The organism is Micromonospora sp. CP22, from assembly GCF_009712475.1.
Lineage (GTDB): Bacteria > Actinomycetota > Actinomycetes > Mycobacteriales > Micromonosporaceae > Micromonospora.
Genome location: NZ_VCJO01000009.1, coordinates 33,345 through 56,031 on the forward strand (window position 1 = coordinate 33,345; position 22,687 = coordinate 56,031).

The following is a 22,687-nucleotide window of genomic DNA, read 5'->3' on the forward strand; positions in this document are numbered from 1 at the left end:
GCCGATCAGCGGACCGTCGGGTCCTCGCCGCGGTCCAACGCCTCCCACGCGTCGACCGTGCCGCCGCCCTCGATCGGGCCGCCGGTCCCGGTCGGACGGGACGGCCGACGTTCGTAGCGGGCCCCCATCGCCGGCCACCGGTGGCCGCGCAGCAGGGTCGACCCACCACCGACGGCGGCCAGTACCCCACCGAGCAGGGTGAGCGTCGGCCACTGCCGGGCGACCGGATCCCCCAGGTCACCGAGGAGCCCGTAGCCCCCACCGGCGGCAAGAGCCAGGCCGAGCAGGGTGAGCAGCCCGCCGAGCACCCGACGCGGCCTGCCCCGGGTGGCCAGCACCGCGCCACCGCCGGCCAACCCGACGAGGGCCAACGCGGGCAGCCACGGCAGCAGTTGCCCGCCGGTGCGGCCCTCCTCCACCAGCAGCGGATCCGCCCGGCCGCCGGAGTCGACCACCCAGGTGCGGGTCACCGCCCACAGCGCCAGGCCCGCCCCCGCCAGGCAGAGCAGCACGGCGTACGCCAGCTCACGCCGACCCGACCCACCGCGCGCGGGTTCCACCGTCGCGTTCACCGGGCCGGCCGGAGGGTTTCCGCGGCGGCGATGGCGGCCAGCACCGCCGCCGCCTTGTTCCGGGTCTCCTGGTCCTCCGCGGCCGGGTCGGAGTCGGCCACCACGCCGGCACCCGCCTGCACGTACGCACGACCGGCGCGGATCAGCGCGGTGCGGATCGCGATGGCCATGTCGAGATCACCACCGAAGCCGAAGTAGCCCACCGTCCCGCCGTAGAGGCCCCGGCGGACCGGCTCCAACTCCTCGATGATCTCCATGGCGCGTACCTTCGGCGCGCCGCTGAGCGTACCCGCCGGGAAGGTCGCGGCGAGCGCGTCGAAGGCGGTGCGGTCGGCCCGGAGGGTGCCGACCACGGTGGAGACGATGTGCATCACGTGGCTGTACCGCTCGATGGTGGCGAACTCCGGCACCTCGACGGTGCCGGGGCGGCACACCCGACCGAGGTCGTTGCGCCCCAGGTCGACGAGCATCACGTGCTCGGCGCGCTCCTTCGGGTCGGCGAGCAGCTCGGCGGCGAGCCGGGCGTCGGCGTCCGGGGTCGCGCCGCGCGGCCGGGTCCCGGCGATCGGGTGCAGCAACGCCCGCCGCTCACCGTCCACCTCGGCGGTCACCTTCAGGTGCGCCTCCGGAGACGAGCCGACGATGTCGAAGTCGTCGAAGCGGAGCAGGTACATGTACGGGCTGGGATTGGTGGTGCGCAACACCCGGTAGACGTCCAGCGGGTCGGCGTCGGTCTCCCGTTCGAACCGCTGCGCGAGCACGATCTGGAAGCACTCACCGGCCCGGATCGCCTCCTTCGCCGCCTCCACCGCCTTCGGGTATCCCCCCTCCGGGGTACGGCTGCGCACCTCGCCGGCCGGCGGGCGGGCGACCGTGGCGACCATCGGCGGGATCGGCCGGGACAACGCCGTGGTCATCGCGTCCAACCGCCCCACCGCGTGGTGGTAGGCGGCGGCGACCCGCTCGTCGCGGTCCGGCGCGTCCAGCGGCGGCAGGATCGCGTTGGCGACCAGGATCGCCGAGCCGTCGAAGTGGTCGAGCACCACCAGGTCGGTCGCGAGCATCATGCCCAGCTCGGGCACGCGCAGGTCGTCCTCGGTGATCGCGGGCAGCCGTTCGAAGCGACGAACCAGGTCGTAACCGAGGTAGCCGACCATGCCGCCGGTCAGCGGCGGCGTACCGTCGTCGGGCGTGCCGGGCGGACCGGCCAGCGCCGCCACCGTCTCGCGCAGCACCTCGACCGGGTCTCCGCTGGTCGGCAACCCGGCCGGCGGCACGCCGAGCCAGGTCGCCACGCCGTCCCGCTCGACCAGGGTGGCGCTGCTGCGCACCCCGACGAACGAGTACCGGGCCCAGGCCAGGCCGGACGAGCCGACCCCCTGCTCGGCGGACTCCAGCAGGAAGGTCCCGGGGCCACCGGCCAGCTTGCGGTAGACGCCCACCGGAGTCTCCGCGTCGGCGAGCAGCCGACGGGTGACCGGAACCACCCGCCACCTAGCGGCCAACTCGGTGAAGGTGGCCGCGTCCGGGCTCACCCGTCCGTCGCTCATGACGGCACTCCGCTTCGCTGCGCGCCGCCATGAGGCACCACCGCACCGAGCCTGATGATTCGCTCGCTTCGCTCGCTCATGACGGCACCTCGCCGGTGACCGGGAGTTCGGTGGAGAAGCAGGTGCGCTGCCCCGTGTGGCAGGCGGCACCGACCTGGTCGACGCTGACCAACACCGCGTCGCCGTCACAGTCGAGTGCCACCGAACGGACGTACTGGTGGTGGCCGGAGGTGGCGCCCTTGACCCAGTACTCACGCCGACTGCGCGACCAGTAGGTGGCCCGGCCGGTGGTCAGGGTGCGGTGCAGGGCCTCGTCGTCCATCCAGGCCACCATCAGCACCTCGCCGCTGTCGTGTTGCCGGACCACGGCGGCCACCAGGCCGTCGGGGGTACGCCGCAGGCGGCCGGCGATCTCCGGGTCGAGTCGCGACGGCCGCCGTGGGCCGTCCGGCGACGCCGGCTGGTCGGGTTGGGCGCCGGTCACCGGCGCGTCAGGTTCGGGCACAGTGACCCATTGTCCGGTACGCGGCGCGGGTACCCCAGCGGGCTCCCGGCTGGCGGACGGCGGAGCGCCCCCGGGCCGCGCCAACTGCTCGACGTAGCGGTCCAGTCGCCCGTCGAGCAGGGCCTCGGCGAGGTCCGGACCGGCGGCGCGGGCCACCTCGTCGGCGTACGGGCGAACCAGCGGCAGGGTGCCGGTGACCAGGCGGTACGCCGCCGCCCACAGTTGGCCGATGGAGCCGGGACGCAGGCCGAGGCAGCGCAGCATGTCCTCGCGGTAGCCGACGGGTGCCACCGGCAGGTCGAGGGCGGCGGCGAAGGCCGACCGGCGGGACACCACCCGTACGGACGGGTTGGCCAGCCGCAACACCGACGGGCAGAGCCGGGCCAGGTCGGCGGCGGCCAGGTGGGCGCCGAGCGGATCCGCACCGTCGCGGGCCGAGGCCACCTTGCCCAGCGTGGCGATCAGTTCCTCCAGCCGTGGCTCGTCCGCCGGGTGGCAGAGCACCGGCAGGTCGATGCGGTGCCGCCAGTGCGGGTCGGCCCAGAGCAGCCGGGTGGGCGAGGTCACCGGCAGGCCGAACGCCCAGTCGGCCGGCTCACCGAGTCGGGTCACCCAGGAGCGGATGTCCCGGGCGGCGACCGAGACGTGGGTCAATCGACCGGAGTGCTCCGCGAAGTACGCCCGGCGGGCCGCGTACGGAGCGCCACCGAGCAACACGTCGACGTCGACGTCGCTGTGCGCGGTGGCGGCCTGACGGGCGTGGCTGCCCCGCAGCAGGATGCCCACCACAGGCCGGTCGGCGCTCGCCCGCAGCCGGGCGGCCCAGTCGTCGAAGAACCCACTGTCCGGTGACGGAGCGTGATCCACTGCGCCATCGTGCCGCAGGTCCGATCAGGGCGCAATGACCGGTGACGGACTTACCGTCCGTTCTCCACCCGGCTGACCGTGCTATAGGAGTTACCGCCCTGTAGGGTTTTTCGTCCGGTTTGACGGCGTCAGTCTAGCTCCCCCAACTCGGCCCGCCGATAGTGGTCGATCTTGAAGTCGAGCACCTTGAGGTCCTCCTCCAACTCCGCCATCCGGGCCAGCACCCGCACCCGATGCTCCTCGAACAGTGCCCGACGGGCACCGAGGGTGCCGTCGCCCTGGCGGGCCAGTTCGACGTAGCGGCGCATGTCGCGGACCGGCATCCCGGTCCGCCGCAGCCGGGTCAGCAGCAGCAACCAGTTGACGTCCTGCGTGGTGTAGCGACGCCGACCGGCGGAGTCCCGGCCCACCGGGGCCACCAGCCCCTCCTGCTCGTACCAACGCAACGTGTGGGTGGTCAGGCCAACCCGCTGGGCCGCCTCGCCGACGGTGAAGGTCGGTTCCCGCGTACCGATGTCCATGGTTCGAGGGTTGCAGCACCGACCGGCCGAGCGCGACCCCACCCCCGCGCCTTGCCGAACCGACGGTATTTCATCTACCGTTGATTTCATCAAACAATGAATTAGGGAGGTGGGCGATGGTCGACGCGATCGCCGTCCGGGGCCTGGTCGTGGACCGGGGCGGGCGGCGGGTGCTGCACGACATCGACGCCACGGTGCCGCGCGGGTCGGTCACCGGCCTGCTCGGGCCCAGCGGCAGTGGCAAGACCACACTCATGCGCGCGGTCGTCGGCGTGCAGGTGGTCGCCGCCGGCACGGTCACCGTGCTCGGCGCTCCGGCCGGCTCACCACTGCTGCGACACCGGGTCGGCTACCTGACCCAGGCCCCGAGCGTCTACCCCGACCTGACCGTGCGGGAGAACGCCCGCTACTTCGCCGCGCTGCACGGCCGGGGCCGGGCCGAGGCCGATCGCGCGGTCGCCGACGTCGGGCTGGCCACAGCGGCCGGCCAACTGGTGGGCACCCTCTCCGGCGGGCAGCGAAGTCGGGCGTCACTGGCCTGCGCGCTGGTCGGCGAGCCCGAGCTGATCGTGCTCGACGAGCCCACCGTCGGCCAGGACCCGGTGCTTCGGGCCGAGCTGTGGGCCCGGTTCCACGAGTTGGCCGCGACCGGGACCACCCTGCTGGTGTCGAGTCACGTGATGGACGAGGCCGCGCGGTGCGACCGGTTGCTGCTGATCCGCCAGGGGCGGCTCATCGCCGACGACACACCCGAGGCCATCCGGGCCGCCGCCGGGGTCGACGATCTCGACGAGGCGTTCCTACGGCTGATCAGAGCTGGTCAACCCGACGACCAGACCGGGGAGGCGTGATGAACCCCCGCATCCTGTCCGCCACCGTCACCCGCATCCTCCGGCAGTTGCGCCACGACCGGCGGACCGTCGCGCTGCTGGTGGCGGTGCCCACCGTGCTGCTCACGCTGGTCTACTACATGTACGCCGACCAGCCCACCGCGCCCGGTCAACCATCGGCGTTCGACCGGATCGCGCTGGTGATGCTCGGCTTCTTCCCGTTCATCATCATGTTCCTGGTGACCAGCATCGCGATGCTCCGCGAGCGGACCACCGGCACGCTGGAGCGGCTGCTCACCACCCCGCTGGCCAAGACCGACCTGCTCTTCGGGTACGGGATCGCCTTCGGGCTGGCCGGCGCGGTGCAGGCGGCCATCGCCTCCGCCGCCGCCTACTGGGTCTTCGGCCTGGAGACCGCCGGCAGCAGCGCCCTGGTCATCATGATCGCCGCGCTGAACGCGGTGCTCGCGGTCGCGCTCGGGCTGCTGTGCAGCGCCTTCGCCCGCACCGAGTTCCAGGCCGTACAGTTCATGCCGGTCGTGGTCGCGCCACAACTGCTGCTCTGCGGGCTGTTCGTGCCCCGCGACGAGATGGCCGGCTGGTTGCAGGCGATCAGTGACGTGCTGCCCCTGTCGTACGCCGTCGAAGCCCTTCAGGAGGTCGGCGCGCACGCCGAACCGACCGGCACGATGTGGCGCGACACGGCCATCGTCGCCGCCGCGGCGGTGGTGGCGCTGGTGCTCGCCGCGGCCACCCTGCGCCGCCGGAGCGGCTGAGGGCACGGTGCCGGCCCGAGCAGGCGTGGACCGCGCCCGCCGGGTCGGCACGCCCGTGGAAAGGAGCGAGGGAGAGCGATGGTACGGCGCAGCGGCCGACGGCCCGGCAAGCCCGGCACCCGGGACGCGATCCTCGACGCGGCCCGGTCCGTCTTCGCCGAACGTGGTTTCGACGCCAGCACCATCCGGGCCATCGCCGCCTCCGCCGGGGTCGACCCGGCCCTGGTGCACCACTACTTCGGCAACAAGGAGCAGCTCTTCCTGACCGCCATGGAGTTTCCGGTGGACCCTCGGGAGATGCTGCCGAAGGTGCTCACCGGTGACCACGACGCCCTCGGCGAGCGGCTGGTACGCATGTTCCTCACGGTGTGGGACTCACCTGCGGGCACCGCCGGGGTGGCCCTGCTGCGCTCGGCGGTCAGCAGCGAGTGGACGGCCCGGCTGCTGCGCGAGTTCCTCACCACCCAGGTGTTGCGCCGGGTCCTCGACCACCTCGACGTCGCCCCGGCCGAGGTGCCGATCCGGGGCGGGCTGGTGGCCAGCCAACTCGTCGGGCTGGCGCTGATGCGGTACGTGATCCGGTTGGAGCCGATCACCACCGTCGCGCCGGAGACCCTGGTCGCCACGGTCGGCCCGACCGTGCAGCGTTACCTCACCGGCGACCTTCCCGGTTGACCGAGGCCGCCGAACCCGCACAGAACGCCGGGTGCAGTTGCCGGGCCAGGTCGGCCTGGTCGGCCAGCCGGCGGCCGAAGGAGAGCCGGGCGCGTCGCCGGGCGCCCGGTCGGCCGAAGGTCACCAGCATCCCGTACCTGTCGATCCGTTCGACACGCGGCGCGTGCTCGGCCGGTCCGGCGGCCAGGCCGAGCTGGTGGCGCAGGTAGTCCGCCATCGGCTGGGCGCGTTCCTCGCCCAGGTAGGTGAGCAGCTCCGCCTCGACCGGGTGCAGTGGATCCGGCTCGGCCTCCGCGTACGCCTGGGGGTCGACCCGGCGCAACTCGCCCGCCCGGTGCCAGCGTGCCTCGGCCACCTCGAAGCGGAACAGCTGCAAGCGGGTGCCGACGTCGAGCAGGTCGCCGGTGGGATCCACGGCGGCGAAGTCCACGGCGGCGGCCCGCGCCTCGGCACCGGTCAACTGACGCGCCCACCCGGAGACCAGGGCCCGACCGAGCGACGGCGCTCCGGCGGCGGGCGGCAGGTCGAGCACGTCGAGCGCCACCGCGACCGCACGGTCGTCGACGCCCCGGCCCAGCGCCGCCGCGAGATCGCTGACCACCGGCACCAGCAGCAGCACCCGCCCGTCGCTGTCGGTGGCGTGCCGGACGTGGTGCAGACCGGGCCGGCAGGCCAGGTGGACGAGGCCGGGCAACCGGCCGGCGACCAACGTCCGGACGATCTCGGCGGGGCTGGGCCGCATCACACGACCTCCTTTGAGGTTAGGCTTACCTAACTCGGAGGGTATGACATCGGACCCCGGACGTCTACCGGGTCTGCTCCAACCACGAGGCGTAGAGCAGGGCGTACACCGAGTCGGGCTCGCGGAGCAGCTCGTCGTGCGAGCCACGCTGCACGATCCGTCCCCGGTCCACCACGATCACCTCGTCGGCGTTCTGCGCGGTGGAGAGCCGGTGCGCGATCGCCAGGGTGGTCCGGCCCCGGGTCACCGCGTCCAACGTCCGCTGCAACCGCACCTCCGTGGCCGGGTCCACCGCGCTGGTCGCCTCGTCCAGCACCAGCAGGTCCGGGTCGGCCACGTACGCCCGAGCCAACGCCACCAGCTGGCGCTCGCCGACGCTCAACGCCTCACCACGCTCACCCACCCCGGTGTGCAGCCCGGCGGGCAGCCCGTCCAGCCAGTCGGCCAGACCCAGCTCGGTGAACGCGGCGGCAAGCTGCTCGTCGGTCAGCTCCGGGCGGGCGAAGCGGACGTTGTCGGCCACGGTCGCGTCGAACAGGAAGCCGTCCTGCGGCACCATCACCACCCGGGACCGCAGCGAGTCGAACCGCACGTCGGTCAGCGGCACCCCGGACAGCAGCACCGCCCCGGCGCTGGGGTCCATCAGCCGGGTCACCAACTTGGCGAAGGTGGTCTTGCCGCTACCGGTCTCACCGACCACCGCCACCCGACTCTTCGCCGGGATCTCCAGGCTGACGTCGTGCAGCACGGTCGGCCCGCCCGGGTAGGCGAACCGCACCCCGTCGAAGCGGATGTCCAACGGTCCGCCGGGCAGCTCACGCCCCTGCGTGCCCGGATCGGCCACATCGGGGTCGACGTCCAGCACGTCGAGCACCCGACGCCACCCGGCGATCGCGTTCTGCGCCTCGTTGAGCACCTCGGTGGCGATCTGCACCGGCTGGATGAAGAGCGTCACCAGGAACAGGAACGCGGTGATCTCACCGATGCTCAGCGTACGGTCGGCGCCGAGGAGCACTCCGAGCACCACCACACCGGCCAACGCCAGCCCGGCGGCCAGCTCACCGACCGAGCTGCCGAGGATGCTGATCCGGATCGCCTTCTGCTGGGCCCGTCGTTGACCGTCGATCGCGTCGTCCAGCCGCCGGGCGGTGCGTCCGGCGATGCCGTACGCCCGGATCACCGGCGCGCCGACCACGCTCTCCCCGACCGCCGCCAGCAGGGCTCCGGTGCGCTGCCGGACCACTCCGTACGCCGCGGCGAGCCGTCGCTGGAGCAGCCGGATCACCAGCACCGCCGGCCCGAAGGCGGCGTAGACCACGAGCGTCAACTGCCAGGAGTACGCCAGCATCACCGCCGTGGTGACCGCCAGCTGACCCAGGTTGACCAGCAGGATCACGCCACCCCACTGGAGGAATTGGGTGATCTGGTCGACGTCGCTGGTGACCCGGGACACCAGCGAGCCGCGCCGCTCCGACTGCTGGTGCAGCATCGACAGGTCGTGCACGTGCCGGAAGGCACGGATCCGCACCCCCGCCAACGCCGTCTCACTGACCGTGAACAGCCGACGCATCATCAGGTAGCCGCAGGTCGTCGTCACCACCAGCACCGCCGCGGTGACCGACACGACCGTGAACAACGCGTCCAGGTCCAACCCGCCGACGATGCCCCGGTCGATGCCCTGCTGCACCGCCACCGGTACGGCCACCCGGCCGACCATGTACACCAGCGCCAGACCGAGCGTGCCGGCCAGCCCGACCCGCAGTTCCGGAGAGAGCGCCAGCCCGCGACGCAGCGTCCGCCACGTCGACTCGGCCTGCTCCGGCGCTTGGTCGACGGTCACCGATTCCACCCTTCGTTGGCGCTGACCGGAGCTGGTAGGCGCACTGCTCGTGCTCACCGGTCCACCTCCAGTCCGGAGGCCAGCGGAGTGACCTCGTCGTACGTGTCCTTCCGGTCGTGGTCGACCTCGGCCTGCTCGTACGCGGTGACGAGGTCGGCGTAGCCCGGCACGGTGGCCAGCAGCGTGGTGTGGGTGCCCCGCGCCACCACCCGGCCCTGCTCCAGGTAGATGACCTCGTCGGCGAGGGCGATGGTCGCCCGCCGGTAGGCCACCACCAGGATCGACGCGCCCGGCCCACCGTCGGCCGACGAGCGCAGCCCGGCCAGGATGGCGGCCTCCACCCGGGGGTCGACCGCGCTGGTCGCGTCGTCGAGCACCAGCAGGCGGGGGCGGCCCGCCAACGCCCGGGCGAGCGTGAGTCGCTGCCGCTGGCCGCCGGAGAGCGAGGTGCCCCGCTCACCGACCATGGTGTCCAGCCCGTCGGGCAGGGCGGCGACGAACCCGTCGGCCTCGGCCAGCCGCAGCGCGGCCCAGACGGCCTCGTCGTCGATGCCGGGTCGGTCCAGCGCGATGTTGGCCCGGACGGTGTCGTCGAAGACGAACGGCACCTGGGCGACCAACGCGACGGTGTCGGCAAGGACGTCGGCGGCCAGGTCCCGCACGTCGACGCCGTCGATGCTGACCGTGCCCGACAGCGGATCGACCAGCCGGACCGCCAGCGCGGTGACGGTGGACTTGCCGGCACCGGTCGGCCCCACCAGGGCGACGGTCTTTCCGGCCGGGACGGTGAAGGAGACCTCGCCCAACACCTGGGTGCCGGGCAGGTGCGCCTCGGCTGGCTCGTAGGCGAATCCGACGTCGGCGAAGGTCAACGTGGCGGGCTCGGTCACGGCCTGGTCCAGCCGGGTGTCGCCGTACGGCATCTCGCCGGTGGCGTCGAGCACCCGGCGGATCCGGTCCCAACCGGCGACGCTGCGCGGCAACTCGGCCAGCACCCAGCCGATGGCCCGCACGGGGAAGGCCAGCACGGTGAAGAGGAAGGCCACGCTGACCAGCTCGGATACCTCGATGGCCCCCTGCCGCAGCCGGTACGCGCCGACCACCAGCACCGCGAGGGTGCCGAGGCTGGGCAGCGTCTCCAGCATCGGGTCGAAGATGCCGCGCAGCCGCCCGACCGAGATCAGCGCGTCGCGCAACTGACCGGCTCGGGCCGCGAACCGGGCGGTCTCCTGGGCCTCCCGACCCATCGTCTTGACCACCAGCGCGCCGTCGAAGCTCTCGTGCGCGATGCCGCTGACCTCGGCGCGCAGCCGCTGCGCCCGGGCCTGACGCGGAGCCATCCGACGGGAGTACGCCACGTTGAGCGCGAACAGGGCCGGGAAGACGGCCAGCCCGACCAGCGCCAACGCCCAGTCGACGGCGAACAGCGACGCCACGGCGCCGACCAGCATCACCAGCGTGCCCACCGCGAAGGGCAGCGGCGCGATCGGCTGCCAGGCGGCCTCGACGTCGGAGTTGGCGTTGGACAGCAACGTGCCGGTGGCGTTGCGGTGGTGCCAGGACAGCGGCAGCTCCAGATAGCGGCGGGTGACCCGGCGGCGGTAGGCGGCCTGGAGGCGGAACTGCATGTAGCCGGCGCCCAGCCGCCGACCGAAGATGCCGACCACCCGCAGCACGCTCAGCCCGAGCAACGCCGCGGCGGCCAGCGCCAGCGCACCCACCGCGACCGAACCGGTCTCGACGGCCGGCACCACCACCTCGCCGACCACCGCGCCCACCACGAACGCGCTGGCCACCACCATCAGGCCGAACAGCACGCTGCCGGCCACCGCGACCGCGAAGATCCTCGGTTGTTCCCGGATGGCCCGCCCGAGGACGGCCATCCCCCGACCGAGTACCTCCCGACTAGTCCCGCTTGCCACATTCTCCCCCGCCGTAAGCCGCCATAATCCTCCCTCATCCTTACCGCTGCCCGCCGGGTCCGCCGACCCGAGGGGATATGTCCGACGTCACCCTCAACCGGAGGTCCCGCGCTCGGCGGGCGAGGTCGCCCCGACCGGCCTACGATCACTTCATGTCGAGCTACGCCCGATCGGAGCGCGCGGCACTCGTCGAGTCGATGGCCGCCGTGGGCCCCGACGCCCCGACCCTCAACGCGGGGTGGACCACCCGTGACCTCGCCGCGCACCTGGTGGTGCGGGAGCGGCGTCCGGACGGCGCGGTCGGCATCTTCGTCCCGCCGTTGAGCGGGTACGCCGAGCGGGTGCGACGGCAGGTCGCCGCCGGCGACTGGGCCGACCTGCTCGACCAGGTGCGGCGTCCTCCACTGTGGAGCCCGGTGAGCAACCCGCTGACCGACGAACTGGCCAACACGTTGGAGTTCTTCGTCCACCACGAGGACGTACGCCGGGCCCAGGCCGACTGGCAGCCCCGCGAGCTGCCGGACGGGCTGGAGCGGGCGTTGTGGCGACGGGTTTCCGTCCTCGGTCGGCTGGCCCTGCGCCGGTTCCCCGCCCGATTGCTGATCCAGGCGCCGCAGCACGGCGAGCTGACCACCGGACGGGGCGGCGAGACACTGCGGTTGGTCGGCACGCCCGGCGAGTTGGCCATGTTCCTGTCCGGTCGGCAACGCGTGGCGCGAACTCGACTCGACGGGCCCACCGAGCTGGCGGATCGGCTGCGCAACGCCAACCTGGCACTCTAACCCTCTGTGCGGAACCGGTCACGGTGGAATCCCGAAACGTTACGCAGCTCATCGACCGACCGGCATCCCTACTCCCGTACGCTGACCGCGCCGCCTCGTGGGGGGGCGGCGACAGGGAGCGCGATGCGAAGCTTTGTGGTCTCGGCCCTGCGAGAGCCCCCGTTCGCCGGCGTTCGGCACAGTGACACCGAACGCGTGGCCCGAGAGAGCGCGGACTGGGCACAGCGACTCGGACTGATCAGTAACGGGCAGCGCCTACACCAGGCGGACGCCGCCGGGCTCGCCGGTCGAGCCTGTCCGGAGGCCCCCTTGGAGCGCCTGCGACTGCTGACCGACCTGATCTCCTGGCTGTTCGTGATGGACGACGCCTGCGACGAGGACGGCCTGGGTGCCGAGCCCACCCGCCTCGCGCCGACCGTGGCCGCGTTGCTGGACGTCCTCGATCGGCAGGGCGCGCCGGGGCCGGTGCCGCCCGGCGCGGCCGGCACGCTCGCCGCGGGCCTGGCCGACCTGTGTCAGCGGGTACGCGAGCATCGACGTCCGGCCGTGCTGCTGCGATTCCTCGCCGGGATGCGCGAGTACCTACTCGCGCTGCTGTGGGAGGCGGCCAACCGGGAGTACGAGCGGATTCCGCCGGTCGACGAGTACGTCCAGATGCGCCGACACACCGGGGCGGTGTACCCCAGTCTGACCCTGACCGACCTGGCCCTGGACGGCTTTCCGCCGGCCGTGCGCCGAGCCGACCCCCGCTGGGCCACCCTGGAGATCTTCGCCGCCGACCTGATCTGCTGGTGCAACGACGTCTTCTCCTATCACAAGGAGCACCACGACGGGCCGGACGCGCACAATCTGATCACGGTGCTGACCAGGGAGACCGGCGACGAACGGGCGGCAGTGCAGGCCGCCGCCGACCGGTTCAACGACCGGCTCTCGGCGTACCTGGCGGCCGAGACCGACCTGTTGGCCAGCCACGGCGACGCGGTGCGTCCGGCGCTGGACGCCCGACGGAACTGGATCCGGGCCACCTACGACTGGTCACGCGCTGCGGCGCGTTATGCGTGAGACGACCGTTTCACCTACCGGGAACGGGCTGGTGGGATGATCGTCAGGGCTAGCCGATCGCCGGTGACAGGCAATACTCTTCGGTAACGAACACCGACCGTGACGACCGTCACGCCTCCACCCCCGAAGGCGGCTACAGCGATGGCTCTCGATGTACCGTACAGCTCCATTCCTGACATGTTCCTCAAGCGCGTGGCGGCGTCCCCCGACCGCCACGCCTTCGCCCACCCCGGCCCGGACGGACCCGTCTGGTTGACCTGGGCACAGGTATCCCAGCGGGCCAAGGCGATCGCCGCCGGGCTGCACGGCCTGGGCGTCGGTCAGGAGGACCGGGTCGCGATCCTGGCGAACACCCGACTCGACTGGGTGATCGCCGACTTCGGCATCATGTGCGCCAGCGGCGCCACGACCACGGTCTACCCGACCACGGAGGCCGAGGACGCGACCTACATCATCGCCGACTCCGGCTCCAAGGTGCTGTTCGCGGAGAACCCGGACCAGGCGGCCAAGATCGCCGGAGCGGAACTGCCCTCGTTGACCCACGTGGTGCTCTTCGACGGCACGCCCGACGCGTCCGCCGCCGTGCCCCAACTGACCCTCGCCCAACTGGAGGAGCAGGGCGCCCAGCGGCTGGCCGAGGACCCGGAGCTGATCGAGCGCCTGGTCGCCGACATCGGCCCGGACAACCTCGCCACCCTGATCTACACTTCCGGCACCACCGGCCGCCCCAAGGGCGTCGAGCTGCTACACGGCGGCTGGTGCTGGGAGGGCGTGGCGCAGGAGGCCGTCGGGCTGCTCCGCGAAGACGACCTCCAGTACCTCTGGCTGCCGCTGTCCCACTCGTTCGGCAAGACGCTGCTCTGCGGCGCCACCCACGTCGGCCTGCCCACGTACGTCGACGGCCGGGTCGACAAGCTGGTCGAGCTGCTCTCGGTGGTCCGACCGACGCTGATGTGCGGCGCGCCCCGGGTCTTCGAGAAGGTCTACAACAAGTCGGTCACCACCGCGCAGGACGCCGGTGGGGCGAAGGCCAAGATCTTCGCCTGGGCGGTCGGCGTCGGCAAGGAGAAGGTGGCCCTGGAGCAGGCCGGCAAGCCGCTGCCGGGCGGCCTGAAGTTCAAGTACGCCCTGGCGGAGAAGCTGGTCTTCAGCAAGCTCCAGGCCCGGCTCGGTGGCCGCATCCGGGTGCTGGTCTCCGGTGCCGCCCCGCTGAGCCCGGAGATCGCCACCTTCTTCGCTGCGGCGAACCTGCCGATCTCCGAGGGCTACGGGTTGACCGAGACCAGCGCCGGTAACTTCGTCAACCCGCCCGACGGGCTGCGGATCGGCACCGTCGGCAAGGCCATGGGCGACCTCGAGTGCCGCATCGACACCGACGGCGAGATCCTGATCAAGGGTCAGCCGGTGATGCGGGGCTACCACAACCTGCCCGAGGAGACCGCCGCCGCCTTCACCGAGGACGGCTTCTTCCGTACCGGCGACATCGGCAGCCTCGACGACGACGGTTACCTGCGCATCACCGACCGCAAGAAGGACCTGGTCAAGACCTCTGGCGGCAAGTACGTCGCACCGTCGCACATCGAGGGCATGTTCAAGGCCACCTGCCCGTACACCTCGCAGGCGGTGGTGATCGGCCAGGCCCGCAACTACTGCACGATGCTGGTGACCCTCGACCCGGACGCCATCGCCGGGTGGGCGGCCGGCACCCCGCTGGAGGGTCGCCCGTACGCGGAGATCGTCGCCTCCCCCGAGGCCCAGGCCATGGTGGAGGAGTACGTCGCCCAGCTCAACGAGAAGCTGAACCGCTGGGAGACCATCAAGAAGGTCACCATCCTGCCGCGTGACCTCACCATCGAGGACGGCGAGATCACCCCGTCGCTGAAGATCAAGCGCCGTGGGGTGGAGAGCAACTTCGCCGCCGAGATCGACAAGATGTACGCCGGCACCGTCGCCGAGATCTGACGACCGCCGCCGTCGGCCCCGTACCCGTACCTCGGGTGTGGGGCCGACGGCTTTCCGGGGCCGGTCACAGGTGGCGACCGCGCCAGCTGGTCTGCTCGGCCTCGGCGGCGAGCTGCTCCGCCAGCACCGCCTCCCGCACCCGTTGCCGCAGCCTGGCGTCCACCAGGGTCTGCACCGCCACGGCGACCAGCACGGTCACCGCCAGCAGGGCCAACGCGGCCAGCTCCGACAGCCGGGCGGCGACCGGGAACGCGACTCCCAGCACGGCGAACCCGACAAGCGTCGGCCACCGGACCAGCCGGAGCACCCGCCAACCGAGCCCCACCAGGGTGAGCAGATACAGCGCCACCCCGCTGTACAGGACCAGCAGGTCGAATCCGGCGAACCGGGCACCGCCGAGCGGGACGTGGGGACCGGCCACCCCGCCGAGCAGCCCCTTGAGCCCGAGGGCGAACAGGACCGGGCCGGCGACCAACGGCAGGTGCAGGTAGGAGTAGGCGTCCCGGGCCAGCACGGCCCGCACGGACGGCTCCCGGGCCCGGTGCAGCGCCTGCTCCAGCGCTGCGGCGAGCGTGTCGAAGTACGCCCACCACAGCCCCGCCACCACCGCGACGCTGAGCAGCGCCGCGACGAGCACCGGCCAGGTCAACGGCAGCTCGGCGACGGAGTCACCGCCGAGCCCCAGCGCGATGATCGTCTCGCCGAGGGCCACCAGCACGATCAGGGCGTGCCGTTCCGCCCAGTGGCCGGCCGACACCACCGTCCAACCGGTGCCGCGCAGGGCCAGCGCCGCGGTGTAGTCGACGACGAGGGCGACGCACCAGAGCACCAGCCGCAGCCACGCCTCACCGGGATCGTCGGTCAGCCGCTGCGGCACCAGCGCGGCGGCCAGCACCAACGTCCCGACGACGAGACCGCGTACCAGCACCCCGAGGAAGCCTCGGCGCAGCTCGGCGTCGGAGCGGGCCAACCACCCGAAGACCGCCACCGGCACGGCGCGGACCACGCAGTAGCAGACGGCGAAGAGCAACGGGCCGGGCAACCCGCCGGTCGTCTGCCGGAACGCCTGGGGCATGGCGAGGATGAACAGGAACGCCCCGCCCATCGTGCTGAACGCGACGAACGGCAGGACCCCCTGGTCGGTGCGGACCATGTTGCCGAGGGCGGCGAAACCGGCCCAGGCCCACCAGAGCAGCGCCAGCACGACCAGGCCCTGGGCCAGGCCACGCGGGGTGGGGTTCGCCGCGGTGAGCGTGGTGACGTTGATGAACGCGAAGACGAAGACCAGGTCGTAGAAGAGTTCCAGCCGGGTGGGGCGGGACCCGGGAGCACCCGGTCGCAGCCCGCGCGACCACCGCACTCTGCCGATACCGTCCACCCCGGCAGTCTGCCCGGCGCCACCGGGGGGCCGTCGGCGATCGCCTGATCGACGCCCGCTCAGGCGATGACGGGCTCCCGCCACCGGGGCTGCCCCGCCCGGTCCAGGTCGTAACGGACTGCGGCGATGCGTCCGACGGCCTCGACCAGGTCGGTGACCGGCAGGGTGAACGGCAGCCGGAGGAAACGCTCCAGCGTGCCGTCGAGGCCGAACCGTGGTCCGGGCGCCAGGCGTACGCCGGCCTCCTCGGCGGCCCGCGCCAGGGCGCTGGAGATCGGCCCGTCCAACTCGACCCAGAGCGTCACTCCGCCACGCGGCACGGTTACCCGCCACTCCGGCAGCCGAGCGGCCAACGCGTCGAGCAACGCGTCACGCTGCACGGCCAACTGCGCCCGCCGGGCGGCCACGATGGCCGGGGCGACGTCCAGCAGGTGCACCGCGACCAGCTGGTCCAGCACCGGGCTGGACATGTCGACTCCCACCCGGGCTGCGGCCAGCCGCTGCACCTGTGGTGCCGAGGCACGGATCCAGCCGATCCGCAGCCCGCCCCAGAACGGCTTGCTCATCCCGCCGATGCTGATCACCCGGGAGTGCCGGTCGAAGCTCGCCGTCGGCGGCGGCAGGTCCGTCCCGTCCAACGGCAGGTCCACGAACGACTCGTCGATCACGAGATCGGTGCCGACCGCGTGCGCGGTGGCCACCAGCCGCTCCCGCAGCTCGGCCGGCATCAGGTGCCCGGTCGGGTTCTGGAAGTCGGGGATCAGGTAGCCGACGCGGGGCCGCACCTGCCGCAGTGTGCCCAGCAACAGGTCCGCGTCCCAACCGTCGACGTCGGTGGCCAGGCCGTGCGTGGTGACCCGGGCCCGCCTCGCGGCCAGCGCGGCGAGGGCGTTGGGGTAGGTCGGTGACTCGACCAGCACCCCGCCGCCCGGCGCGAGCGCCAACCGCAGGACCAGGTCCAGGGCGTGCTGGGTGCCGTTGGTGACCATGATCTGGTCGGGCGAGGTGGGCAGGCCCCGCGCGGCGTAGTGCTGGGCGATCGCCTCCCGCAGCTCGATGATGCCGATCGGGTGGTACCCGGCACCGCTGAGGTAGCGGGGCAGGTCCTCGGCCGCCGCGCGGGCCGCCGGCAGCAGCTCGGGCGGGGCGGCCAACGCCGCCACCCCGAGGTCGAGCATGTCCTGGTCGTCCAGCGGAGTCCAGAGCCCGTTGGCAGCCACCCGGTGGGTGCCCGGGAGGATGGTCCAGCTACCGGCACCCCGCCGGCTGGCCAGGTGCCCACTGTCCCGCAGCTCACGGTACGCGGCCGTGACGGTGGTACGACTGATCCGCAGCGCCTCGGCCAGGTCCCGTTCGGCCGGCAGGCGTACGCCGATCGGGAGCCGCCCGTCGGCGAGCAGACCGCGGATCGCCCCGGCGAGCGCGGCGTAGTCAGGGCTGCGTCGACGGCCGGGCAGGGCATGCCACTGCCCGAGGAGTCGCGCCAATTGGACTCCGCGCACCTGACTGACCATAGCCACTCTCCTCATATTGGCTCTATCGCGCGGCCAATTGGCCTCTAGGGTGGCATGCGTGGCACTGATTGGCAATCTCCGGCACCGGCCCGTCCGACGGCTCACGCACCTGTTCGTCGGGCTCGTCCTCTACGGCTTCAGCATGGCGCTGATGGTCCGCTCCGGCCTCGGCCTGAACCCGTGGGACGTCCTCCACCAGGGGTTGTCCCGGCTGACCGGCCTGAGCATGGGCACCGTGGTCATCGCGGTGGGCGCGCTGGTGCTGCTGGCCTGGATTCCGCTGCGCCAGCGTCCCGGTCTCGGCACCATCGCCAACGTCATAGTGATCGGCTTGGCGGTCGACGCCACCCTGGCCCTGCTGCCGGCCGGTGGGCCGCTGCCACTGCGGATCGGCCTGCTGGTCGCCGGGATCGTCGGCAACGGCGTGGCCACCGCGCTCTACCTGGGCGCTCGACTCGGACCGGGCCCCCGGGACGGGTTGATGACCGGCCTGGTCGCCCGCCGCCCCGACCTGTCACTGCGCCTGATCCGCACCGCCATCGAGATCGGCGTACTGGCCCTGGGCGCGGTGCTCGGCGGCACGGTCGGCCTCGGCACCATCGCCTACGCGCTGGCGATCGGCCCCCTCACGCAACTGTTCCTGCGCCCGTTCGACGTCGCCGAACCGAACCCGCCGGCACCGGAACGGATCGCGCTGGCCCCGACCACCTGACGACCCAGCGCCACGTTTACATACCGGATCGCAACCGCCCCGTCCACCCCTTTGGACAGTCGGCGACCATGATGCCACTCACTGTCGCAGTACGGCGGTCGGTGTTTTCCTGACGCCGCATCGCCCGGCAGAATCTCCGCATGGGGGACAACGCCTGGCGTCGTACCGACGCATGGATCTTCGTCTCGCTGGTGATCGCCAGCGGCGCCGGACGCCATCGACGATCCACGACCACCCGCCGCCCCGAGGGAGTACGCCTCGCCGACGTGCTCTCCACAGCCGACCACCTCGACCGGAGCATTCCCGCACGGCACGACATCGAGGAGGCGATCCGCCGGTTGCTCGGTGCCGGGCTGGTCGACGTCTCCGACGGCTGGTTCCGACTCACCGCCGACGGTGAGCACCTGTGGCGCTCCCGGCCCAGCGCCGGGCTCGCCACCACCGTCGACACCGTGCAGGGTGTGCTCAGCCGCCGACACAAGCCGGGCAGCGCGGACTGGCACCTCGACGAGCAGGAGCACGCCGCCGCCGTGCAGGAATACCTGGTGCGGTCCATCCCGATGCCCCGCCGGTCCCCCGAGGGGCACTCCGGCCGCGGCTGACCGTCGCGTCAGCGACCGGCGTCAGCGCACCGGGTGACCCGCGCCGCGCAGCACGTCCTTGACCTCCGCCACGGTCAACTCGCCGAAGTGGAACACGCTGGCGGCCAGCACCGCGTCCGCGCCGGCGCCGATCGCCGGAGGGAAGTGGGCCGCCTCGCCCGCGCCCCCGCTGGCCACCACCGGCACGTCGACGACCCGGCGCACCGCGCCGATGAGTTCGAGGTCGAAGCCGGCCTTCGTGCCGTCCGCGTCCATCGAGTTGAGCAGGATCTCGCCCGCGCCCAGCTCGGCGCCGCGTCGCGCCCACCACACGGCGTCCAGGCCGGTGCCGCGCCGACCGCCGTGGGTGGTCACCTCGAAGCCGCTGGGCGTGGTGCCGGCCGGTGCCCGACGCACGTCGAGGGAGAGCACCAACACCTGCCGACCGAACCGCTCGGCGATCTCCGCGAGCAGCTCGGGCCGGGCGATCGCCGCCGTGTTCACCCCGATCTTGTCGGCGCCCGCGCGCAGCAGCGTGTCCACGTCCGCCACCGTCCGCACCCCGCCGCCGACGGTCAGTGGGATGAAGACCGACTCGGCCGTACGCCGGACCACGTCGAGCATCGTGCCCCGGTCGCTGGCCGAGGCGGTGACGTCGAGGAAGGTCAACTCGTCGGCGCCCGCCCGGTCGTACGCGGCGGCCAGCTCGACCGGATCACCCGCGTCCCGCAGGTCGAGGAAGTTGACGCCCTTGACCACCCGTCCCGCGTCCACGTCGAGACAGGGGATCACCCGCACCGCCACCGTCATGCGTCGAGCCTATCGCCGCCCGTACGACACCGGCGGACAGCACCGGGCCGCCCGGCTGAGCCGCCGGTCACAGCCGCACCAGCATCTTGCCGAGGTTCTCGCCCTTCAGCAGCCCGAGGAAGGCCGCCGGAGCGTTCTCCAGCCCGTCGACGACCGTCTCGTCGTAGGCCAGCGTGCCCGCGCGCAGCCAGCCGGAGACCTCCCGCACGAACTGCTCCCGCAGGTGCTCGTGATCACTGACCAGGAAGCCGCGCAGGGTCAGCCGCTTGCCGATGACCTGGGCCAGGTTGCGCGGGGCGGCCGGTGCCTCGGTGTCGTTGTAGTGCGCGATCATGCCGCAGATCGCCGCCCGCCCGTGCAGGTTCATCGACGAGATCGCGGCCTCCAGGTGCTCGCCGCCGACGTTGTCGAAGTAGACGTCGACGCCGTCGGGGGCGGCATCGCGCAGCAGGTCGCGGACCGGGCCGTCGTGGTAGTCGAACGCGGCGTCGAAGCCGAGCGCCCGCAGTCGCTCGACCTTGGCCTTCGAGCCGGCGCTGCCGATCACCCGACCCGCGCCGCTGAGCCGGGCGATCTGGCCGACCATGCTGCCGACCGCACCGGCCGCGCCGGAGACGAAGACCGTCTCACCCGGGCGCATCGCGGCCACCTCCAGCAGCCCGGCGTACGCGGTCAGCCCGGTCATGCCGAGCACACCGAGGTACGCGGTGACCGGCGCGACGTCCGGCTCGATCTTCCGGGCGGACCTCGCCGGCACCAGTGCGTAGTCGCGCCAACCGAGCCCGTGCAGCACGACGTCCCCCGGGGCGAACCCGTCGGCCTCGCCGCCGACCACCTCACCGACGGCCCCGCCGTCCAACGGTGCGTCCAGGGCGAACGGCGGCACGTAGGAGCGCACGTCGTTCATCCGACCGCGCATGTACGGGTCCACCGACATGTACTGGTTGCGAACGAGCAACTGCCCCGGGCCCGGCGTGGGCACCTCGGTGGTGACGAGCCGGAAGTTGTCCTCCGTGGGCCAGCCCTGCGGGCGCGAGGCCAGGTGGATCTCACGGTTGGTGGGCACGGTGGTGTCCTCTCTCTGCGGGGGTGGTGGCGCGGCCGGGCCGGGGCCGGATCACGGGTTGGCCAGGACCGCCAGGGCCTGCGCCACGGTGAACGCCTCCGTGTAGAGCGCCTTGCCGGCGATGACCCCCTCCACGCCGACCGGCTCCAGGGTGGCCAGGGCACGCAGGTCGTCCAGGGTGGAGACGCCCCCGGAGGCGACCACCGGGGCGTCGGTACGGGCACACACCTCACGCAGCAGATCCAGGTTCGGCCCCCGCATGGTGCCGTCCTTGGTGATGTCGGTGACCACGTACCGCGAGGCGCCCGCCTTGTCGAGCCGTTCCAGCACCTCGTACAGGTCGCCGCCGTCCTGGGTCCAACCCCGCGCGGCCAGCCGCCGACCGCGCACGTCCAGCCCGATCGCGACCCGGTCGCCGTACTCGCCGCAGATCCGGTCGCACCACTGCGGGTTCTCCAGCGCGGCGGTGCCGATGTTCACCCGCGCCGCGCCGGTGGCCAGCGCGGCGCGCAACGAGGCGTCGTCCCGGATGCCGCCGGACAGTTCCACCCGCACGTCGAGTCGGCGCACCATCTCGGCGATCAGGCCCGCGTTGCTGCCCCGGCCGAACGCGGCGTCGAGGTCGACCAGGTGGATCCACTCGGCACCGTCGCGCTGCCACGCCAGCGCGGCCTCCAGCGGGTCGCCGTAGCTGGTCTCGCTGCCCGCGGCGCCCTGCACGAGGCGGACGGCCTGACCGTCGACGACGTCCACGGCGGGCAACAGGGTGAGGCTCATGTGTCTTGTCCCTCTCGCATGGTCAACGGCGGTTCAGGGCGATCACCACGATCACCGGCAGGACGAGCAGCAGCAACAGGATCAGCCCCACGCGCAGCGCCAGGTCGGGCACCAGCAGCCAGATGAGGACGATCGCGGCCAGGGTGAGTGCCACGATGGTGGCCCGCTCACCCCGGGAGTATCTCGGCAGTCGGCCCGTACGGCCACGACGCACCGTCGGCACCACCCGACGGACCAGCGCCCGGCGGCGGGCCCGCCGGGCGGCGGCGCGCTCACGCAGCACCCGCTGGCGTGCCGCCTCCGCCTCACGGACCGCCCGGCGTCGGGCGCGTTCCTTGCTCATCGTGGCTCCCGACGCACGCCACCCACCGGCTCAGCCACCGGCAGGCACGGTGGCCAGCCAGTTGCGCAGCAACGCGGCACCGGTGTCGGCGGACTTCTCGGGGTGGAACTGGGCGGCCGACAACGCGCCCCGTTCCACCGCCGCGACGAAGTCGGCGTCGTGGTGGGCAGTGGTCACCCGGGCACCGGACGCGATCAGCGCGGCGGAGTCGACGACGCCGTACGAGTGGACGAAGTAGAACCGGCTGTCGGCGGGCAGACCGGCGAACAGCACCGAGCCGACCGGCGCCTGCACGGTGTTCCAGCCCATGTGCGGCAGCCGGGCGGCGGGGAGCCGGGTGACCGTGCCCGGCAGCAGGCCCAGCCCCTTGGTGACCACCCCGTGCTCGTCGCCGGACTCGAAGAGGATCTGCATGCCCACGCAGATGCCCAACACCGGACGCCCGGCGGCGACCCGCCCGGCGATCACCGGACCGGCGCCGATCGCCTCGATGCCGGCCACGCAGGCGGCGAACGCACCGACGCCGGGAACGACCAACCCGTCGGCGTCGGCCGCGGCGGCGAGATCACCGGTGACCAGCACATCGGCACCGGCCGCAGCGAGCGCCCGCTCGGCCGAACGCAGGTTGCCGGAGCCGTAGTCGAGGACCACCACCCGACGCCGCGCAGCCGGGGCCACCCCCGGTCGGCCGGTCATGACCCGTCCCCCGGCAGCAGCCAGAGCACGCCCGCGGCGGTGGCCAGCATGGCCAGCAGCGCGGTCACCAGCACCGCGCCCCGGGGCGCTCCCTGCCGGTGCAGGGACAGCGCTCCGCCGACCAGCACACCGGCCAGGATCAGCAGCAGGGTGGGCAGGATGCCGCTCACCGGCGACACCTCCGTCGCGTCGTACCCCGGTCGG

General features: G+C 72.6%; 23 protein-coding genes and 1 pseudogene. 8 read left to right on the forward strand and 16 right to left on the reverse strand.

All coding sequences use genetic code 11. The annotated features are described in order from the left end of the window. Positions 1–5: 5 nt before the first annotated feature. The 5 genes and pseudogenes from FF096_RS16475 to FF096_RS16490 all read right to left on the reverse strand — a co-directional run bounded on the left by FF096_RS16475 (position 6) and on the right by FF096_RS16490 (position 4,015). Positions 6–560 (reverse strand): Trp biosynthesis-associated membrane protein, encoded by a 555-nt coding sequence (locus FF096_RS16475; RefSeq protein WP_309223410.1) that lies wholly within the window; start codon positions 558–560, stop codon positions 6–8. Positions 561–568: 8 nt separating this feature from the next. Further along, complete coding sequence (locus tag FF096_RS16480) at positions 569–2,122, reverse strand: anthranilate synthase component I (protein WP_155219083.1); 1,554 nt, start codon at positions 2,120–2,122, stop codon at positions 569–571. Positions 2,123–2,198: 76 nt separating this feature from the next. After that, complete coding sequence (gene hisI, locus FF096_RS26700; RefSeq protein WP_309223469.1) at positions 2,199–2,627, reverse strand: phosphoribosyl-AMP cyclohydrolase; 429 nt, start codon at positions 2,625–2,627, stop codon at positions 2,199–2,201. A gap of 180 nt (positions 2,628–2,807) precedes the next feature. Further along, positions 2,808–3,494 (reverse strand): annotated as a pseudogene (locus FF096_RS26705) (phosphoribosyl-AMP cyclohydrolase); the annotation flags it as partial. Positions 3,495–3,622: 128 nt separating this feature from the next. Next, positions 3,623–4,015 carry a MerR family transcriptional regulator gene (locus tag FF096_RS16490; protein ID WP_155219084.1) on the reverse strand — a complete coding sequence of 131 codons (393 nt, stop codon included), beginning with the start codon at positions 4,013–4,015 and terminating at the stop codon, positions 3,623–3,625. Between the two features lie 116 nt (positions 4,016–4,131). On the opposite strand from FF096_RS16490, the gene FF096_RS16495 reads away from it, so the two are divergent. From FF096_RS16495 to FF096_RS16505, 3 genes are all read left to right on the forward strand, one after another. Then, on the forward strand, positions 4,132–4,866 hold the full coding sequence (locus FF096_RS16495; RefSeq protein ID WP_155219086.1) for an ABC transporter ATP-binding protein: 735 nt from the start codon (positions 4,132–4,134) through the stop codon (positions 4,864–4,866). Then, complete coding sequence (locus FF096_RS16500; RefSeq protein WP_155219088.1) at positions 4,866–5,621, forward strand: ABC transporter permease; 756 nt, start codon at positions 4,866–4,868, stop codon at positions 5,619–5,621. Before FF096_RS16495 ends, FF096_RS16500 begins: the two co-directional genes overlap by 1 nt. A gap of 78 nt (positions 5,622–5,699) precedes the next feature. Continuing rightward, positions 5,700–6,296: a TetR family transcriptional regulator gene (locus tag FF096_RS16505; protein ID WP_155219090.1), complete on the forward strand. Its 597-nt coding sequence runs from the start codon at positions 5,700–5,702 to the stop codon at positions 6,294–6,296. On the opposite strand, the gene FF096_RS16510 is transcribed toward FF096_RS16505, so the two are convergent. From FF096_RS16510 to FF096_RS16520, 3 genes are all read right to left on the reverse strand, one after another. After that, the gene (locus FF096_RS16510) at positions 6,274–7,038 is read right to left on the reverse strand and encodes a DUF2470 domain-containing protein (protein WP_155219092.1); all 765 of its coding nucleotides are present in this window, start codon (positions 7,036–7,038) and stop codon (positions 6,274–6,276) included. The two genes, FF096_RS16505 and FF096_RS16510, sit on opposite strands and share 23 nt — an antisense overlap. A 64-nt stretch (positions 7,039–7,102) precedes the next feature. Beyond that, positions 7,103–8,878 carry an ABC transporter ATP-binding protein gene (locus tag FF096_RS16515; protein ID WP_309223411.1) on the reverse strand — a complete coding sequence of 592 codons (1,776 nt, stop codon included), beginning with the start codon at positions 8,876–8,878 and terminating at the stop codon, positions 7,103–7,105. Between the two features lie 53 nt (positions 8,879–8,931). Further along, positions 8,932–10,761, reverse strand: a complete 1,830-nt coding sequence (locus tag FF096_RS16520) for an ABC transporter ATP-binding protein (protein ID WP_155219094.1) — start codon at positions 10,759–10,761, stop codon at positions 8,932–8,934. A 191-nt stretch (positions 10,762–10,952) separates the two neighbouring features. On the opposite strand from FF096_RS16520, the gene FF096_RS16525 reads away from it, so the two are divergent. From FF096_RS16525 to FF096_RS16535, 3 genes are all read left to right on the forward strand, one after another. After that, entirely contained in the window at positions 10,953–11,582 is a 630-nt protein-coding gene (locus FF096_RS16525) for a TIGR03085 family metal-binding protein (protein WP_155219096.1), read from the forward strand. A gap of 123 nt (positions 11,583–11,705) precedes the next feature. Next, positions 11,706–12,644, forward strand: coding sequence for a terpene synthase (locus FF096_RS16530; protein ID WP_155219098.1), 939 nt, complete (start codon positions 11,706–11,708; stop codon positions 12,642–12,644). A 141-nt stretch (positions 12,645–12,785) separates the two neighbouring features. Then, positions 12,786–14,606: a long-chain fatty acid--CoA ligase gene (locus tag FF096_RS16535; protein ID WP_155219100.1), complete on the forward strand. Its 1,821-nt coding sequence runs from the start codon at positions 12,786–12,788 to the stop codon at positions 14,604–14,606. Between the two features lie 64 nt (positions 14,607–14,670). Here FF096_RS16535 and FF096_RS16540 read toward each other — a convergent pair whose 3' ends face one another. Further along, complete coding sequence (locus tag FF096_RS16540; protein ID WP_309223413.1) at positions 14,671–15,984, reverse strand: low temperature requirement protein A; 1,314 nt, start codon at positions 15,982–15,984, stop codon at positions 14,671–14,673. 59 nt (positions 15,985–16,043) lie between these two features. Then, entirely contained in the window at positions 16,044–17,498 is a 1,455-nt protein-coding gene (locus FF096_RS16545; protein WP_155219101.1) for a PLP-dependent aminotransferase family protein, read from the reverse strand. Positions 17,499–17,556: 58 nt separating this feature from the next. Between FF096_RS16545 and FF096_RS16550 the strand changes: the two genes are divergently transcribed. Then, the gene (locus tag FF096_RS16550) at positions 17,557–18,210 is read left to right on the forward strand and encodes a hypothetical protein (RefSeq protein WP_309223414.1); all 654 of its coding nucleotides are present in this window, start codon (positions 17,557–17,559) and stop codon (positions 18,208–18,210) included. 140 nt (positions 18,211–18,350) lie between these two features. Further along, on the forward strand, positions 18,351–18,812 hold the full coding sequence (locus tag FF096_RS16555) for a hypothetical protein (RefSeq protein ID WP_155219105.1): 462 nt from the start codon (positions 18,351–18,353) through the stop codon (positions 18,810–18,812). 21 nt (positions 18,813–18,833) lie between these two features. Here FF096_RS16555 and hisF read toward each other — a convergent pair whose 3' ends face one another. The 6 genes from hisF to FF096_RS16585 form a co-directional block, all read right to left on the reverse strand. Next, positions 18,834–19,601 carry an imidazole glycerol phosphate synthase subunit HisF gene (hisF, locus tag FF096_RS16560; RefSeq protein ID WP_155219107.1) on the reverse strand — a complete coding sequence of 256 codons (768 nt, stop codon included), beginning with the start codon at positions 19,599–19,601 and terminating at the stop codon, positions 18,834–18,836. Between the two features lie 67 nt (positions 19,602–19,668). Continuing rightward, positions 19,669–20,667: an NADP-dependent oxidoreductase gene (locus FF096_RS16565; protein WP_309223415.1), complete on the reverse strand. Its 999-nt coding sequence runs from the start codon at positions 20,665–20,667 to the stop codon at positions 19,669–19,671. A gap of 51 nt (positions 20,668–20,718) precedes the next feature. After that, positions 20,719–21,444, reverse strand: coding sequence for a bifunctional 1-(5-phosphoribosyl)-5-((5-phosphoribosylamino)methylideneamino)imidazole-4-carboxamide isomerase/phosphoribosylanthranilate isomerase PriA (priA, locus tag FF096_RS16570; protein WP_155219109.1), 726 nt, complete (start codon positions 21,442–21,444; stop codon positions 20,719–20,721). 22 nt (positions 21,445–21,466) lie between these two features. Then, complete coding sequence (locus FF096_RS16575; protein ID WP_155219111.1) at positions 21,467–21,787, reverse strand: hypothetical protein; 321 nt, start codon at positions 21,785–21,787, stop codon at positions 21,467–21,469. Between the two features lie 30 nt (positions 21,788–21,817). Continuing rightward, positions 21,818–22,483 (reverse strand): imidazole glycerol phosphate synthase subunit HisH, encoded by a 666-nt coding sequence (hisH, locus tag FF096_RS16580; protein WP_155219113.1) that lies wholly within the window; start codon positions 22,481–22,483, stop codon positions 21,818–21,820. Next, positions 22,480–22,653: a hypothetical protein gene (locus tag FF096_RS16585; protein WP_155219115.1), complete on the reverse strand. Its 174-nt coding sequence runs from the start codon at positions 22,651–22,653 to the stop codon at positions 22,480–22,482. Before FF096_RS16585 ends, hisH begins: the two co-directional genes overlap by 4 nt. Positions 22,654–22,687: the final 34 nt, after the last annotated feature.